The 14,451-nt window shown below is 41.0% G+C and carries 13 protein-coding genes; 8 read left to right on the top strand and 5 right to left on the bottom strand.

Going from position 1 to position 14,451, the window contains the following annotated elements; all coding sequences use genetic code 11:
- Positions 1-2: 2 nt before the first annotated feature.
- The 3 genes from AC1DYB_RS12345 to AC1DYB_RS12335 all read right to left on the bottom strand — a co-directional run bounded on the left by AC1DYB_RS12345 (position 3) and on the right by AC1DYB_RS12335 (position 4,887).
- Positions 3-2,051: a BatA domain-containing protein gene (locus AC1DYB_RS12345; RefSeq protein WP_477435254.1), complete on the bottom strand. Its 2,049-nt coding sequence runs from the start codon at positions 2,049-2,051 to the stop codon at positions 3-5.
- 178 nt (positions 2,052-2,229) lie between these two features.
- On the bottom strand, positions 2,230-3,648 hold the full coding sequence (locus tag AC1DYB_RS12340; protein WP_295718023.1) for an alpha-L-fucosidase: 1,419 nt from the start codon (positions 3,646-3,648) through the stop codon (positions 2,230-2,232).
- Between the two features lie 126 nt (positions 3,649-3,774).
- Positions 3,775-4,887, bottom strand: coding sequence for a twin-arginine translocation signal domain-containing protein (locus AC1DYB_RS12335; RefSeq protein ID WP_477435252.1), 1,113 nt, complete (start codon positions 4,885-4,887; stop codon positions 3,775-3,777).
- 199 nt (positions 4,888-5,086) lie between these two features.
- On the opposite strand from AC1DYB_RS12335, the gene AC1DYB_RS12330 reads away from it, so the two are divergent.
- From AC1DYB_RS12330 to AC1DYB_RS12320, 3 genes are all read left to right on the top strand, one after another.
- Positions 5,087-6,475, top strand: a complete 1,389-nt coding sequence (locus tag AC1DYB_RS12330; RefSeq protein WP_477435250.1) for a sensor histidine kinase — start codon at positions 5,087-5,089, stop codon at positions 6,473-6,475.
- 80 nt (positions 6,476-6,555) lie between these two features.
- Positions 6,556-6,933: a response regulator gene (locus AC1DYB_RS12325; RefSeq protein WP_295718029.1), complete on the top strand. Its 378-nt coding sequence runs from the start codon at positions 6,556-6,558 to the stop codon at positions 6,931-6,933.
- Positions 6,933-7,976, top strand: a complete 1,044-nt coding sequence (locus AC1DYB_RS12320) for an adenylate/guanylate cyclase domain-containing protein (RefSeq protein WP_477435248.1) — start codon at positions 6,933-6,935, stop codon at positions 7,974-7,976. The genes AC1DYB_RS12325 and AC1DYB_RS12320 overlap by 1 nt, the downstream gene beginning before the upstream one ends.
- Before the next feature lie 98 nt (positions 7,977-8,074).
- Here the strand turns inward: AC1DYB_RS12320 and AC1DYB_RS12315 are convergent, their stop codons facing one another.
- Positions 8,075-8,953, bottom strand: a complete 879-nt coding sequence (locus tag AC1DYB_RS12315; RefSeq protein ID WP_295718033.1) for a YitT family protein — start codon at positions 8,951-8,953, stop codon at positions 8,075-8,077.
- A complete protein-coding gene (locus AC1DYB_RS12310) occupies positions 8,946-9,542 on the bottom strand; it encodes an HD domain-containing protein (protein ID WP_477435246.1) in 597 nt (198 codons plus the stop codon). Before AC1DYB_RS12310 ends, AC1DYB_RS12315 begins: the two co-directional genes overlap by 8 nt.
- Before the next feature lie 128 nt (positions 9,543-9,670).
- Here AC1DYB_RS12310 and AC1DYB_RS12305 point away from each other — a divergent pair, with 128 nt between their 5' ends.
- From AC1DYB_RS12305 to AC1DYB_RS12285, 5 genes are all read left to right on the top strand, one after another.
- The gene (locus tag AC1DYB_RS12305) at positions 9,671-10,378 is read left to right on the top strand and encodes an SDR family NAD(P)-dependent oxidoreductase (RefSeq protein ID WP_477435244.1); all 708 of its coding nucleotides are present in this window, start codon (positions 9,671-9,673) and stop codon (positions 10,376-10,378) included.
- A gap of 1 nt (position 10,379) precedes the next feature.
- Positions 10,380-11,441, top strand: coding sequence for an oxygenase MpaB family protein (locus AC1DYB_RS12300; RefSeq protein WP_477435242.1), 1,062 nt, complete (start codon positions 10,380-10,382; stop codon positions 11,439-11,441).
- Between the two features lie 107 nt (positions 11,442-11,548).
- Entirely contained in the window at positions 11,549-12,229 is a 681-nt protein-coding gene (locus tag AC1DYB_RS12295) for a MarR family winged helix-turn-helix transcriptional regulator (protein WP_477396018.1), read from the top strand.
- A gap of 66 nt (positions 12,230-12,295) precedes the next feature.
- The gene (locus tag AC1DYB_RS12290; protein WP_477435240.1) at positions 12,296-13,141 is read left to right on the top strand and encodes a 4-hydroxy-3-methylbut-2-enyl diphosphate reductase; all 846 of its coding nucleotides are present in this window, start codon (positions 12,296-12,298) and stop codon (positions 13,139-13,141) included.
- A gap of 42 nt (positions 13,142-13,183) precedes the next feature.
- The gene (locus AC1DYB_RS12285; RefSeq protein WP_295718043.1) at positions 13,184-14,422 is read left to right on the top strand and encodes a dicarboxylate/amino acid:cation symporter; all 1,239 of its coding nucleotides are present in this window, start codon (positions 13,184-13,186) and stop codon (positions 14,420-14,422) included.
- The last annotated feature ends 29 nt before the right edge of the window (positions 14,423-14,451 follow it).

The raw sequence follows: 14,451 nt of genomic DNA, 5'->3' as shown, positions 1-14,451 counted from the left end.
GATTAAACCGGTTGCTTTACAGCCTGCATATCGGGTTTAAAATACCTGATGAGCAAAATTTCGGCAGCCAGAAAAATCAATGCCAAAATTATACAAAGTTTCCATAATTGTGTACCTAAATTTGTTTCGGTAACAATACCTTTTAAAGAAGCATTACCACCTGTAATTAAGGTGGTTGCCTTTGGCATGATTTCTTTTAATACCGATGGGCTAAGGTAACTCATGTCAGATTCGCTCCTGTTATCATTAAAAGCCAGCGTAGCTACTGTGCTATCCTGCTTTTTTAAAGTGTAAATTCCGGGTTGATGCAACTGGTCTGATACATAGATCAGCGTACTCCCCTCCTGCTGCCGCACATCGGGAATGCTGCTTTGATCGCCTTTGCTTAGTTTGAGTAATTGTTTCCCGGTGACCTGCACAGGTGCTATCTCTAAAGTTTCGTCCTTCCCCAACGTGTAAAACAGCGGCAGATCATGCCCGCTTAATAAAGCGATCCTGAATAACACAGGCACAAAAAGCGCGTGGCGTGGCAGGTTGCTAAAATCTTCATTAAGTGGCACGGCAGATACGTAAACCTTGCCCCGGCCGCTACTATATCCGGCTAAGAAAGGATCACCACCCGCTAAAGTCATCAGGTTATCCGGGGTGCCTGCAGAAGTACTTAACTGAAAATATTTTTTAACCGTGGGCAGATCCGGATTTGCCGGAAAGTTCTCGAACACATTTTTAAATACCGGGCTTTGGCGGTTAAGGCCGGATACTTTGCCTGTTTCAGTAATAAGTTTCAAGGGATATGCAGCATTCATCGCCTGTAGAAACGAGCGATAGTTTGTCAATTGGGCATCGGCCGACGGAAAAACCATCAAAATACCACCTTTGGATACATAGTTTTTTAATTGTTGCGCCAATCCGGAAGATATGGCTTTAATATCGCTTAAAACAATTAATGGGTAGCTGTTTAATGCTGCGTAATCAACATTACCGTCGGGCGTGCGCCGAGCCTTAAAAAACGGGTCGGCCGCAAAAACAGCCTTAAGATATGGATCTGGAGTTCCCCCATCTATCAGCAAAACGGGCATCTGCTGTGCCACGTTAAAACTAAAGTAAAATTTATTATCAAATGTGATTGGGTTATCCTGCAGTTGCACTTCGCCCTGTTGCCAGCCGGCCTGCAAGCCCATAAAGGATAATGTATCGTTTTGTTTTGATCGTGCCGCAATGGTATAACTGCCTAAAGCTTTTTGTGCGCCGTTGATCAGTACTTTAAGCGGGATTTTCTGCGCCTTTTCATCGGCATAGTTATGTAGCTGAATAACCAGTTTCTCACTTTCGCCGGGGCGATGTATGGCGCTTAATAGCCAAACTGAATCAACAGCTACATTGGGCAGGTTACCGGCTTTAAGTTGAATTAAACTAAAGGCAATACCACTATCGGTTTTTAATGGCTTATCTGCCATGTTTTTTTGCAGATCGGAGATGATATAGGCCGATCTTGTTGCGCCGGGCTGCATTTTTAATAGACCCTGTTGCCTGCTGATGATCTGCTGCAGTGTACGGGTTTGGGGGCTGATCTTTACCTGGTCAACGGCATCATTAAATTCATCACGACTTAGCAAGCGTTGATGCCGCCCTTCAAAATCCTGAGTAAGTAATTGGAAACGATCATTTATATTATAGGCTGATGCTATTTCCCTGGCTTTTTGTTTTGCATCATCAAGTAAGGAGCCCTCCCGGTTGAGGGTTTGCATGGAGTATGAGTTATCTACAAAAACACTCACGGCATTTAGCCTGCCTGCGCTTACCGAGTTTTGGGCGGGAATAAATGGCCGGGCGAAAGCGAAGACCAAAAAGGCCAATGCCAGTAACCTGGAAGCAAGGATGAGCCGCTCCTTTAAATTTCTGCGGGACGATTGCTGCTCCTGGATCTCCTTTAAAAACTGAACATTGCTGAAATTAACCTTTTGAAACTTACGAAAGTTGAATAAATGAATAATGACAGGAATGGCCAGCGTAACTAATGCAAATAAAAAGGCCGGGTAGATGAAATGCATATGTGCGGATTTCAGATGTCAGATGTGCAAATATGCAGATTTCGAAAGCCAAACGTGCAAATCCCCCATCAGATGTGCAAATTATTATAAAGGTTAAAAAACAATAGCCTCATTTTTTTAAAATGAAGCTATTGTTTTTTAGGTGGTGAGTATTTGACTACTCATGACATCTGCACATCTATTTCGTTTCGTTATAAACACCAAATTCTGTAATGCTTGGCGCATCGTTATATGTTTGGATAGACATGCGCACTTTATCTCCCTTTACCTGGTTAAAGCGGTTAACTTTAACACGGCTAAGGTTTTCGCCCTCAAAAATTGTTTTCCAGGTAGTGCCATCAAGGTACTCCAGTTTGTATTTTTTAATATTGGCTTTACGCTCAAAAATCACCACGGTATTAAATGGCTGCCCTGGTTTTAAGGTAACCTCATACCATGGGCTTTTTACCCTTGGGTTTGATTGCCATGATGATTCAAAATCATCGTCGTTGGCAAAATCCATAATATTTGAGTCATCGCTCCAGCTTGAATTAGCCGGTACACGTTTAGCCAGGTTATGCGATATAATAGGAGGACCTGTTTCGCCCAATTTAGCCACCGGACCTTCATTTTTCCATAACTGCCCTATTTGTTTTAAACCAGCAAGTGCATTATCATCAAATAAGCCATCACTGTTTGGCGCCACATTAAGGATAAAGTTACAGCTGGCATTATTAAGAGGGATCAATACATCATTTACCAGCTTGGTTACATCACGTATTGGGGTTGTAGGGAAATCAGTTTTCCAGAACCAATTGGCTTGAATTGGCAAACAAGCCAATGCCGGCATTTTGTTGGTTTCTTTTGATACCCGCTGACCGGCACCCATTTCATAGGTTTTAATATCTGTATAGTATAAACCTTCGGCTGGGTATTTGGCGCCATTAAGATCCATCAATAAGCAGTTTGGCTGTATTGATTTTACCAGCTTATAAATTTCTTCAAACGGAACATCGTCATAAGAAATTCTTGACCATGGGGCATCCCATCCATCAATTATAAGTGCTTCAATCTGACCGTAGTTGGTAAGCAACTCTGTAATTTGCTTTTTAACCATGTCAATATGCTTTGGCTGGATCATGTTTGGGCGCAAACGGTGGTGTGTATCCAAAATTGAATAATACAACATCACCTTTAAACCCTGATCCCGGAATGCTTTAGTGTATTCCTTTACCACATCCCTTTTCAGCGGGCTATGCATCACGTTATAATCGGTAGTTTTGGTATCCCAGATACAAAAACCGCTATGGTGCTTTGTGGTAAGGCAACCATAAGTCATATTTGCTGATTTTGCAGCCTTTGCCCACTGTACACAATCCAGTTTTGTTGGGTTAAATAAAGATGCAGGTGTTTCCGGATCAGGCCAATCAGCGTCCTGGTAGGTTGGAATGTTAAAGTGGATAAACATTCCAAAGCGCAGGTCTACAAATTTTTGCTGCAATTCAGATAAGGGGAGCGGCGTTTTTGAAACACTCTGTGCATTTAGGTTGGAGGCACTTAAAATTAAAGCGCACAATAAAAATGAAAGTAGCCTTTGTTTAATTGTATTAATATACATAATTAGTAAAACGTTTTATCGATTTAAATCAATTTGATAAACAGCTAAGTTTATAAAAATTTATCAACCGACATCTATTCATTTTGGCATATTATTCAATGATATTGACAAAGGCCTCCAATCAAATTATACACGCGTTAATTTTACCGGCGCGGTATGGTAGGCATTCCACTGGCATACGTACACGTTTTTATCCTCATCAACACAAACATCATGACCATGCTGAAATACCGGGTTTGTAGCCTGCAAGGTGGGCTGTAAAACGCCATTCTTATATACAGGTGCCGATCCGCCGGGATTGGAAACTACTTTGTTATCCTTATCAAGCACGGTTACAAAACCCGAATAATCAAACCGCTGCCCAGCCGCATTTTTTGACCAGCAAACACCGGCATAAATATTCTGCTCATTCATTACCGCCCGGCAAACATACATTCCCGGCATATCAATGCGTTTGATGAACTTACCATCCATGGTGAATACTTTAAAGCAGTTTTCCTCGCGGGAGGTACAGATTAGTGTGGGGTTATTCTTATCCCGGGTATCTACCGTGATGCCATGCGCGTTAACCAGGTTATGATCTTTATTGGTATTATTATGCCCGCCAAAATGACGAATATACTGCCCCTTGCTATCATAATGAATGATATAATCAGATCCGTATCCATCGGCCACATAAATATCACCGTTGGGTGCAACAGCCGTTTCGGTGGGTTTAAAAGGCTCATTATCCTTGTAAACACCGATGGTGCGCGGATGCCCAATGGCAAAGATCAGCCTGCCATCAATTGTAGTTTTCAATACCTGGCCAGATTGCCCGTAGGAATTACCGGTTTTGTCCTGCGCCCAGCCGCAATCGGTCAGCAACAGGAAATCTTCGCCGCCTTCCTTGCTGATGGTTAAACCATGCCCGCCCGGTAAGGCTGTGCCCCAGTAATCCAACAGCTTGCCCGACTTATCAAATACAAGGATGTTGTTTTGTGTATGATCGCCCAGCATGATCAGGCGGCCCTTGCTGTCCTGTACCATCTCATGGCAGTTGGCCAGGGGGTTACTATTTACGCTGATTTTGGCCCATCCCTTATCAACTTTGTAAGTAAAACCACCATGACCTATGGTTTGCACATCGGGTTGCAAATCCTTATGCAGGATTGCAAAACTGTTATTTACCGGCCCGGCAGCTACCAAAGCTGTTGCTATGGCTGATTTTTTTATAAAATCTCTTCTTGAATTTTCCATGGTTTATAATTGTACATACATAATTACAAAGTTTATATGTCTTTTACAAATCTTACCGTAATAAAGCGTTTTAAAATGTAACAGATGGCTATATAAATAATCTATATGTTTATTAAATTCTGTTTAGTGCAAATAAAATATTAGTTTTAAATTGTTTGCTTTACACATACAAAACATCACAGGTGACACCTAATACTTTATGAGCATTACATTTGAACCACTTATAGCAATTTTAATAGCAACCCAGCTACGCAAGAAGATAAAGGCCGAAGGCACCAGGCCCGATTTAGCCCAATATATGCTTTATGCCATGTATGCCGCCGTTGCATTGTTATGCCTTGGGTTTACTTTTCATAAAACAACGTTAATTCTTTGGCTTGATCACCTCCTGATATTCGGGCTGGTAGCATTACCTTATGCTATAGATGAGTTTAAAAGTAGCCGTAACCTTAGTAATGCTATAATACCCTATGCTATAGCATCTTTTATTTCGGATGTGTTTGAAAAACTTTTCCCTAAGGTTTTTGAAAGCACTGAGGACTTTTTTCAAAGCGCCGTTGCGTTTGCTTTTTTATGGGCCTGTGCTATGTGGTTTATTAATCGTAAGCAAAATAAAGCTCTGGAAGTTGAACGCACCAAACGCAGAAATGAGGAAGAGCAAAACCGCATGATGGCCGCAATGAAAGTAAACCTGGAAAGCCAGGTTAAAGAACGCACGGCCGAGCTTACTCATCAGAAAGAAGAATTGCAGGGCGCCCTGGCCGAACTAAAAAGCACCCAGGCACAACTGGTACAACAGGAAAAGATGGCATCGCTGGGTGAGCTAACTGCCGGTATTGCCCATGAAATTCAAAATCCACTAAACTTTGTAAATAATTTTAGCGAAGTAAGTATTGAGTTACTGGAAGAACTTAAGGACGAAATATTAAGCAAATTGCCGGATGACGTTAAGCAGGAAGCGGATGACATCATGAGCGATATTACCCAAAACCTTACCAAAATAAACCAGCATGGCAAGCGCGCCGATGCCATTGTAAAAGGGATGCTGCAACACTCACGCACTACAACAGGTAAAAAAGAGCCCACCGATGTTAATGCCCTTGCCGACGAATACCTGCGCTTAAGTTACCATGGTCTGCGTGCTAAAGACAAAATGTTTAACGCCGGTATGAAAACCAGTTTCGACGAAAACCTGGGTAAAATAGAAGCTATTCCGCAGGACCTGGGCCGGGTATTGCTCAATCTTTTTAATAACTCCTTTTATTCTGTTGCCGAAAAGAAAAAGCAAAACATACCGGGTTATGAACCTACTGTAAGTGTAGTTACCAAAAAGGTTAAAAACGCGGCAGGCCTAAGCGCTGTTGAAATTACCGTAAGCGATAATGGCACCGGCATCCCTCAAAAAGTGCTGGATAAAATATATCAGCCTTTCTTTACCACCAAACCTACCGGGCAGGGAACAGGGTTAGGCCTATCAATGAGCTATGATATCATTACCAAAGGGCATGGTGGCGAGTTGAAGGTGGAAACAGCCGAAGGGGAGTTTGCCCGGTTTACTATTACCATTCCCGATATAAAAACTAATTAATAGTATACAATTGACAAGAATTGCCTTTCTTAACAACTTGTACAATAAACATAAAATTTAAATTGGAATAATACTTACTTATGAAAATACTTGTTGTTGACGATGAGGCTGATGTACAGCCGTTGTTTTTGCAACGTTTCCGCAAAGAAATAAAAAGTGGAGAAATTGGGTTTAACTTTGCGCAATCCGGAGAAGAAGCCATGACATTCCTGGCTGTTAACCATTCGGAAGTGGTATTGATCTTATCAGACATCAACATGCCGGGCATGAGCGGCTTAGAGCTTTTGGATAGAATAAGGCATACTTACGAAAAGCCACCGCCGGTGGTGATGATGATAACTGCCTATGGCGATGACGAGAATTACAAACGATCAATGGAATTAGGCGCGAATGATTTTTTGACCAAGCCGCTTGATTTTAATAATTTAAAAGAAAAACTTAAACATATAGAACAATAATGGCCAAGATACTGGTGGTTGATGATGAATCGGATCTGGAATTTTTGATAAAACAAAAATTCAGGAAGAAGATACGCGAAAAGGTTTACGATTTTGTATTTGCCCATAACGGTTTTGAAGCATTAGTTAAACTTGCCGAGGAACCTGATATTGATGTTGTGCTAAGCGACATCAACATGCCCGAAATGGATGGCCTAACCCTGCTCACAAAACTGCCCGAGGCTAACCCTATACTAAAGGCTGTAATGGTGTCTGCTTACAGCGATATGGATAATATTCGTACCGCCATGAACCGTGGCGCTTTTGACTTTGTATGTAAACCGGTAAATTTTGATGATTTGGATATCACCATCGAAAAAACCCTGCTACATGTAATTGAGCTCAAAAAAACACTCCAGGCCATAAAAGAGAACAATATCCTACGCATGTATGTGGATGAGAATGTTTTGAATTTTATGACCCATAAGGAGTTTGAAGCCAGTCTGCTATCTAACGAATCCATTGATGCCACGGTTATATTTATTGATATATGTGGTTTTACAGCGATATCGGAGCATGTACCTGCCAACACTGTTGTAGGCTTAATAAACAAGCTTTTTGATTTGATGGTGAAAGAAATTATAGCGCAAACCGGGCATATTGATAAGTTTATGGGTGATGCTGTCATGGCGGTTTTCAGGGGCGAATACCACCTTGACCGTGCCATAGACGCCGCTTTGGCCGTGAGAGAAAAAATGAACGCAGCCGAAGCCATAATTTATGGCGATAAAACTTTTAAGCCCGAGGTTTCTATTGGTATAAATTCCGGCGAAATGATATCGGGCAATATTGGTTCGGCATCTTTAAAACGACTGGATTATACTGTAATTGGCGATGCTGTCAACCTGGCCCAACGCCTGCAATCGGTAGCCAAAGCCAACCAGATCATTGTTACTGACGAGGTGTATGAAAAAGCAAAAGAATCGTTCGCTTTCAGTAAGATTGGAGAAGTAAGCCTGAAAAACAAGTTGAAACCTGTGGAAATTTATGAAGTAGTGAGTTAGTGAATGGTGAATTGAGAGTGGTGAATGGTTGCATCATTCATACTTTGCTTGAACGCTATTAACTACTCACAATTCACTACTTAACCATTCACTCAACGTTAATGTTCCCTTACGCGTTTCTTTAAAACTCCGCCGGCAGCTTCTTTAATACTGTTGGTAAATACAAAAGCCTTAGGATCAATACTGTGAACCAGGTTTTTTAGTCGGCGTACCTCAAAACGGGTTATTACGGTGAAGATGATATCAACAGGCTGGTGTACATCAAAGCTCCCTTTTAAAAAACCGCGTTCACCTTTATAAATGGTAATGCCGCGCCCCAGTTCCATTACCAGTTTTTCTTTGATGATCTCGCTTTGGCCGGATATGATGTTTACTGCAGTATATTCCTCTAAACCATCAATAACAAAGCTGATAGTGCGCGAAGCCGTGTAATAAGTTAATATAGAATACAACGCGGTTGGAAGCCCCAATTCAAAAGCTGCTATTAAAAAGATAATGATATTGATACCTAAAATAATTTCGCTGATGGTAAAGCTGCTGCGTTTTAGGGTGTAAAGAGCCAGTATCTCGATACCATCAAGGGCACAGCCTCCACGGATGGAAAGCCCTACTCCTAAGCCCATAAATACTCCGCCAAATATAGATACCAGCAACTTATCAGATGTAATGACGGGGTAAGGCACATATAACAGGCAAATGCCCAATCCTATAACACAAATAAAGGTTTTAAGCGCGAATGCCCGGTTTACCTGGAACATCCCCATGATGATAAACGGGATATTGGCTGCAATGATGACGAAAGCTATATTAATATGATATAGCTCATGAATAAGCAGGGAAATTCCGGTTACCCCACCATCAAAAAATTGGTTGGGGACCAAAAATCCTTTTAAGGCAAAGCCGCAAAATAAGATCCCAATAACTACGGTAACTACATCCTTAATTATTTCAGGTAAACTATGCTCCGGTTTAGACATGTATATTATTTAAATTTAACGCTTCAATTATTGCTTGCAGGTGCTTTTCCTTGGCAGCCGCCCTTAAAGCTATAGCTGTTTTGGTAAAGTAATGATGGCTTCTTAGAAAGCTTACCTGTTGTTTATCCCATTCCTGTTCATTTTGCAGGTGATGTGTTATTACAAGTTCCGAAAATAACCTTTTGCTGAGTATAAAAAAATCATTCCGGCCTAAATAATCCAAATCGGCATCACAAATAATTTCACCCAGTTTATTGCGTGGACTTTGCGGCAGCTTAGTCGCCATAATAATATCACAGATCGTCGCTATTTCACCAGGCGAATAATCAAATTCCGGCAAGTATTCACGCGCAATTTTACAGGAGCTTTTTTCATGATCATCATGCCCATACAGAAAACCGGCATCATGAAACAAAGCGGCGGTTAATAACAAAACAGTTTCATTTGCGCTTATCCCCTCACCTAATGCAATTTGTTTTGCCGCTGTATAAACATCTTCGGCATGTGTAACATTGTGGTAGTAAAAATTGGCAGGGAGTTCCCTTTTTATTTTATCCAGTATAAATTCCCTGGCCTTATCAATCTGCATTTTAATTAAATAGGCCGCTAATATAATAAATTGCCCTGCCAGGAACGGCTGAACGTAGAAAATTTAGGACTAATACAACAATGTATTAATAATTACAATATTAGTATATTTACATACAATAGAGGTGTATGGATTTTATAAACAAAAATATTTTAGTAGTTGGCGGCAGTTCAGGTATAGGATTCTCGTTAATTAATTTACTCTCTTTGGCTGGTGCAAAAGTTTATAATGCATCAAGAAATCCAGCAATTAATTGGCCTCAAGGAATAAATCATATAGCACTCGATGTTTTAGGCGACATGAGCATGTTGGCATCTCAACTCCCCGAACAATTGCATGGATTAGTTTATTGTGTTGGCAGCATTACCCTAAAACCATTTTTACGTGTAACTACCGATGATTTTTTAAATGACTACAAGCTTAACGTTATTGGCGCTGCAGGAGTTATTCAGCAAGCGCTTAAATCTCTAAAAGCTGCACCATCATCCATTGTTTTGATAAGTACCGTTGCCGTAAAAACAGGCATGAGCTATCACACCAGTATCACGGCAGCCAAAGGCGGCGTTGAAGGCTTTGCCATATCACTTGCCGCCGAACTTGCACCCCAGCTGATCCGTGTTAATGTAGTTGCGCCCTCATTAACAGATACACAACTCACACAAAATTTATTAAACACACCAGAGAAACGGGAAAGTGCAGCCAAAAGACATCCTTTGGGAAAATTTGGCCTACCGGGCGATATTGCATCTGCTATTGCGTTCTTATTATCAGACGAGAGTTCCTGGGTAACCGGACAGGTATTGGGTGTAGATGGTGGTTTGGGTAATTTAAAATAAAATGATCAATAAACTGATAACCGATAACGCTTTTTTATCGTCACAACGGCACGTTGGTGATGTGCCCGCCGACGAGTTCATTGCCCGCGTTTTTAATGAAGCCACGCAAAAAAAAGATCTTTACAATTGGCTAAATGAATTAAATAGCAACACGCAATTATCATTACCATCACTTTTCGCGGATGAGCAACTTGTTAAAGATACGTGCCAGCTCCCATTTTGGGCAGATAGTAAATTGATGGCCAAAGGTTCCGCCTTTTTTACCCGCCATGCTACTTTGATCATGAATTTACTTGGGCTACTATCGCTGCCCTATTGCTACGCTGCAGCAGATGGTGCAATGGTATTATATTTATCAGATAAGATACGCAATGATACAGGCAAACGCCTTTATGATACCGCTGAGTTTGTATGGACCGTTATGGCGCCCGGCGCCTTTGAACAAAATGGCAGAGCGTTTGCAGCTATATTAAAAGTAAGGTTAATGCATGCGGCCGCAAGGTATTACACCTTAAAATACAATACATGGGATAGTGCGTGGGGCAATCCAATAAATCAGGAAGATATGGCAGGAACAAATCTTGCTTTTTCATTAATAGTGATGAGGGGACTGCGTAAATTTGGTATTAATATCAGCGAAACCGACAGGCGGGCATTTTTACACTTGTGGCAAGTTATAGGTTATAAACTGGGTATTAAAACTGAATTATTGCCTGCAAATGGTAAAGAAGCCTATGATCTTGAACAAGCTATAAGGTCGCAGCAATTTAAAGCATCTGAACAGGGTAAGACATTGACAACCTCTTTAACAGATTTTTTTTCCAAACTGGAAAACATCACTCCTCTATCCCATAAAGAAACCGTGCAACTTATGCGCTATCTACTTGGGGATGAAGTTGCTAACCTGTTGGATATACCGAAAGGAAACCTACCCGATAGTACTATCCGGTTAATGCAGATCACTAATACTTTTAAAGATTTAAAACCGGTTGATAATCTTCATCATACATATCTGGACCTTTATTATCAATTTAAAAAAACAAACTTAACAGGGGCAAAATAATTGCACATTATTAATAAACAAACGTAATTGTATATTTACAAGTTAAAATAACTGCTACTTAAAATAGGCCCAATATGCTTATTTTAAATACCGGGTAAAATGAAGATATGAAATCGTACGAGCTGGCCCATCAAATGTTGAATTTAATAGAGGAATTTGAAAACCAAAATCCTGGGAAAGATCTTTCGCTCCAGAACTTCGCCGGCTTCTTTTTGAACCATGTAACGGAAAGCGTTAAGCCTATAGATTCTTCGGATGTACGATTTGGTGACCAGGAGCCAGAGGCGCAGCAATTGGCTTTTCAAATTGATAATGCCATAGGGCGCTTGGTGGTTTACATGAGCCGGTATGCAAAATTCTATATAAAAAAAGCGTTAGATAAAACACCTTTGCAAACGGCCGAAGACTTTACCTGCCTGGCCATATTACTTACGCACGATAACCTTTTAAAGGGCGAACTCATCAGCCGCAACATTCAGGAAAAAACATCAGGAACAGAAGTAATCAGGCGCTTAATTGCCGCCGAACTGGTGGATCAAACTGATGATGAAAATGATAAACGCAGCAAGCGCATTACTATTACTCAAAAAGGCAGGGAGCTTTTGTACGTAGTATTTAACGATATGAATAATGTTGGTAAAATAGTAACAGGCAACCTTAATATGCATGAAAAATTAACATTGCAATTTTTACTTCAAAAACTGGAAGACTTTCATTACGATGTTTATCAAAATAAAAACATCCACTCCAAAACCGACCTGCAAAAATTAGCGGAGGAAAATTCTTAATAGTTCAATACCATTCTAAATTTTATAATTTAATACAATATTGTATATTTGATTAATCGATCAAATATGCTGCATTTACAGGTTAGTATTGATAAAAATTCAGGTTTTTGCTTTGGCGTGATATATGCCATTGATATGGCCGAGCAGATCCTTGCCGAGAAAGGTTATTTATATTGTCTTGGCGATATTGTTCATAATGATGAGGAAGTAAAGCGTTTACAGCAATTGGGCCTTATTATTATTGATCACGAAAGGTTCAATGAACTACGTAATGAAGAGGTATTGATCAGGGCGCATGGTGAACCTCCTTCAACTTATCAAACCGCACTCAATAACAATTTAAAGTTAATGGATGCCTCTTGCCCGGTGGTACTCAAACTTCAAAATCGTATCAAAAAATCATATGACAGTGGTAAAGAAATATACATTTTTGGCAAAGAACGGCATGCAGAAGTTATTGGTTTGGTAGGACAAACCGGTAACCACGCAATTGTATTTGAAAAATATGACGAACTTAACGCTCATACACTCCCCGCAGAAATAACTTTATATAGCCAAACTACCAAAAGTACTACAGAATTATACCAGGTAAAAAACAGGCTTGAATCAAGGGGTATAAAAGTTGATCTCAAAGATACCATCTGCCGCCAGGTTTCTAACCGTGATGAGGAATTGAGAGGTTTTGCCTCGCGTTTTGATGTAGTGCTATTTGTTTCGGGCTCTAAATCATCTAACGGAAAAATGCTGTTCACAGCTTGCAGGGAAGCTAACCCGGCTACTTATTTTGTTTCGAGCCCTGACGATATTGATAATTCATGGTTTAAAGGAAAAGAGCAGGTAGGCATTTGTGGCGCAACATCAACCCCGATGTGGCTTATGGAAAATGTGAGAGACAAATTGCTTAAAATTTGAGCCGCGATACTTTAATGTTTTGCAAACGGCTATATTAGCTACATGAATAGTTGGTTCAAGAGTTACAAGGGCATTATATTTCTTATAGCAGGCATTACGGCGGGAAGTATCGCCGGTTTGTTTTTGGGTGATAAAGTAAACACTATTAAACCCATTGGCGATATTTTTCTCAACCTACTCTTTACGGCGGTTGTTCCGCTGGTTTTCTTTGCTATATCATCTGCTATTGCCGGCCTGGATGCCTCAAATAAACTGGGCAAATTATTGGGCATTACTTCGGTGGTGTTTATATCAACCGTACTTGTAGCCGCTGTTATAACCATTATTGCCATCTGGGTATTCCCGATACATCAACATTTAGTGGCCAGTCCTATTACCGAGGCCATCATTAAAAAGCCAATCGGCGATCAATTAACCAACCTATTTACCACTAGCGAGTTTTACCAGCTGTTATCCCGCAAAAGTATGCTGGCCATGATCATATTTTCTGTACTGATAGGCTTTGCCACCTTGCGTTCGGGCGAAAAAGGGGCCGCTTTTGGGCGCTTTTTGCATAGCGGCAACGAGGTATTTAAAAATATATTCATCCTTATTATGAAACTTGGACCAATTGGTTTGGGCGCTTATTTTGCCTACCAGGTTGGCGTATTCGGTCCGCAGTTATTTGGTGGGTATGCCCGTTCTATGGCTTTATACTACGGCGTGGGGGCGTTTTATTTTGTGGTGATATTTAGTCTTTATGCATTTATAGCAGGTGGGGTAGGCGCCGTAAAAAGATACTGGCGCAATAACATCATCCCATCGGCAACAGCGGTTGGTACCTGCAGCAGTATAGCCACCATACCGGCCAACCTTGATGCCGCTAAAAAGATGGGCATATCTGATATTATTGCCAACGTAACCATCCCGCTGGGTGCAACGCTGCATAAAGACGGTTCAAGCATCTCCTCTATTGTAAAAATGGCTGTAGTATTTGCCTTGTTTGGCAAAAGTTTTAACAGCGCCGAAACCATCGGTATTGCCCTGGCCATGACGGTTTTGGTGAGCCTGGTAGAAGGCGGTATCCCCAACGGCGGCTATATTGGGGAATTGCTGTTCATATCGGCCTATGGCTTTCCGCCCGAGGCCCTCCCTCCTGCCATGATCATAGGCACACTGGTTGATCCTATGGCCACATTGCTAAACGCCACAGGTGATACCGTAGCTGCTATGGTGGTTTCCCGCTTTGTAAATGGGAGAAACTGGATGTCATCCATAAGCCCCGGAGAAGAGGAACAATAAATTCGGATTTTGGCCTATGTATCTTGATT

Source organism: Mucilaginibacter sp. P2_A4, from assembly GCF_056405015.1.
The sequence above is the reverse complement of the archived record's forward strand: the minus strand, read 5'-3'. Positions and strand labels throughout refer to the sequence as shown.

Excerpts from the sequence above, each read along its gene's own strand:
- AC1DYB_RS12345 (WP_477435254.1), bottom strand. The coding sequence starts at position 2,051 with ATGCATTTCATCTACCCGGCCTTTTTATTTGCATTAGTTACGCTGGCC.
- AC1DYB_RS12340 (WP_295718023.1), bottom strand. The coding sequence starts at position 3,648 with ATGTATATTAATACAATTAAACAAAGGCTACTTTCATTTTTATTGTGC.
- AC1DYB_RS12335 (WP_477435252.1), bottom strand. The coding sequence starts at position 4,887 with ATGGAAAATTCAAGAAGAGATTTTATAAAAAAATCAGCCATAGCAACA.
- AC1DYB_RS12330 (WP_477435250.1), top strand. The coding sequence starts at position 5,087 with ATGAGCATTACATTTGAACCACTTATAGCAATTTTAATAGCAACCCAG.
- AC1DYB_RS12325 (WP_295718029.1), top strand. The coding sequence starts at position 6,556 with ATGAAAATACTTGTTGTTGACGATGAGGCTGATGTACAGCCGTTGTTT.
- AC1DYB_RS12320 (WP_477435248.1), top strand. The coding sequence starts at position 6,933 with ATGGCCAAGATACTGGTGGTTGATGATGAATCGGATCTGGAATTTTTG.
- AC1DYB_RS12315 (WP_295718033.1), bottom strand. The coding sequence starts at position 8,953 with ATGTCTAAACCGGAGCATAGTTTACCTGAAATAATTAAGGATGTAGTT.
- AC1DYB_RS12310 (WP_477435246.1), bottom strand. The coding sequence starts at position 9,542 with ATGCAGATTGATAAGGCCAGGGAATTTATACTGGATAAAATAAAAAGG.
- AC1DYB_RS12305 (WP_477435244.1), top strand. The coding sequence starts at position 9,671 with ATGGATTTTATAAACAAAAATATTTTAGTAGTTGGCGGCAGTTCAGGT.
- AC1DYB_RS12300 (WP_477435242.1), top strand. The coding sequence starts at position 10,380 with ATGATCAATAAACTGATAACCGATAACGCTTTTTTATCGTCACAACGG.
- AC1DYB_RS12295 (WP_477396018.1), top strand. The coding sequence starts at position 11,549 with ATGAAATCGTACGAGCTGGCCCATCAAATGTTGAATTTAATAGAGGAA.
- AC1DYB_RS12290 (WP_477435240.1), top strand. The coding sequence starts at position 12,296 with ATGCTGCATTTACAGGTTAGTATTGATAAAAATTCAGGTTTTTGCTTT.
- AC1DYB_RS12285 (WP_295718043.1), top strand. The coding sequence starts at position 13,184 with ATGAATAGTTGGTTCAAGAGTTACAAGGGCATTATATTTCTTATAGCA.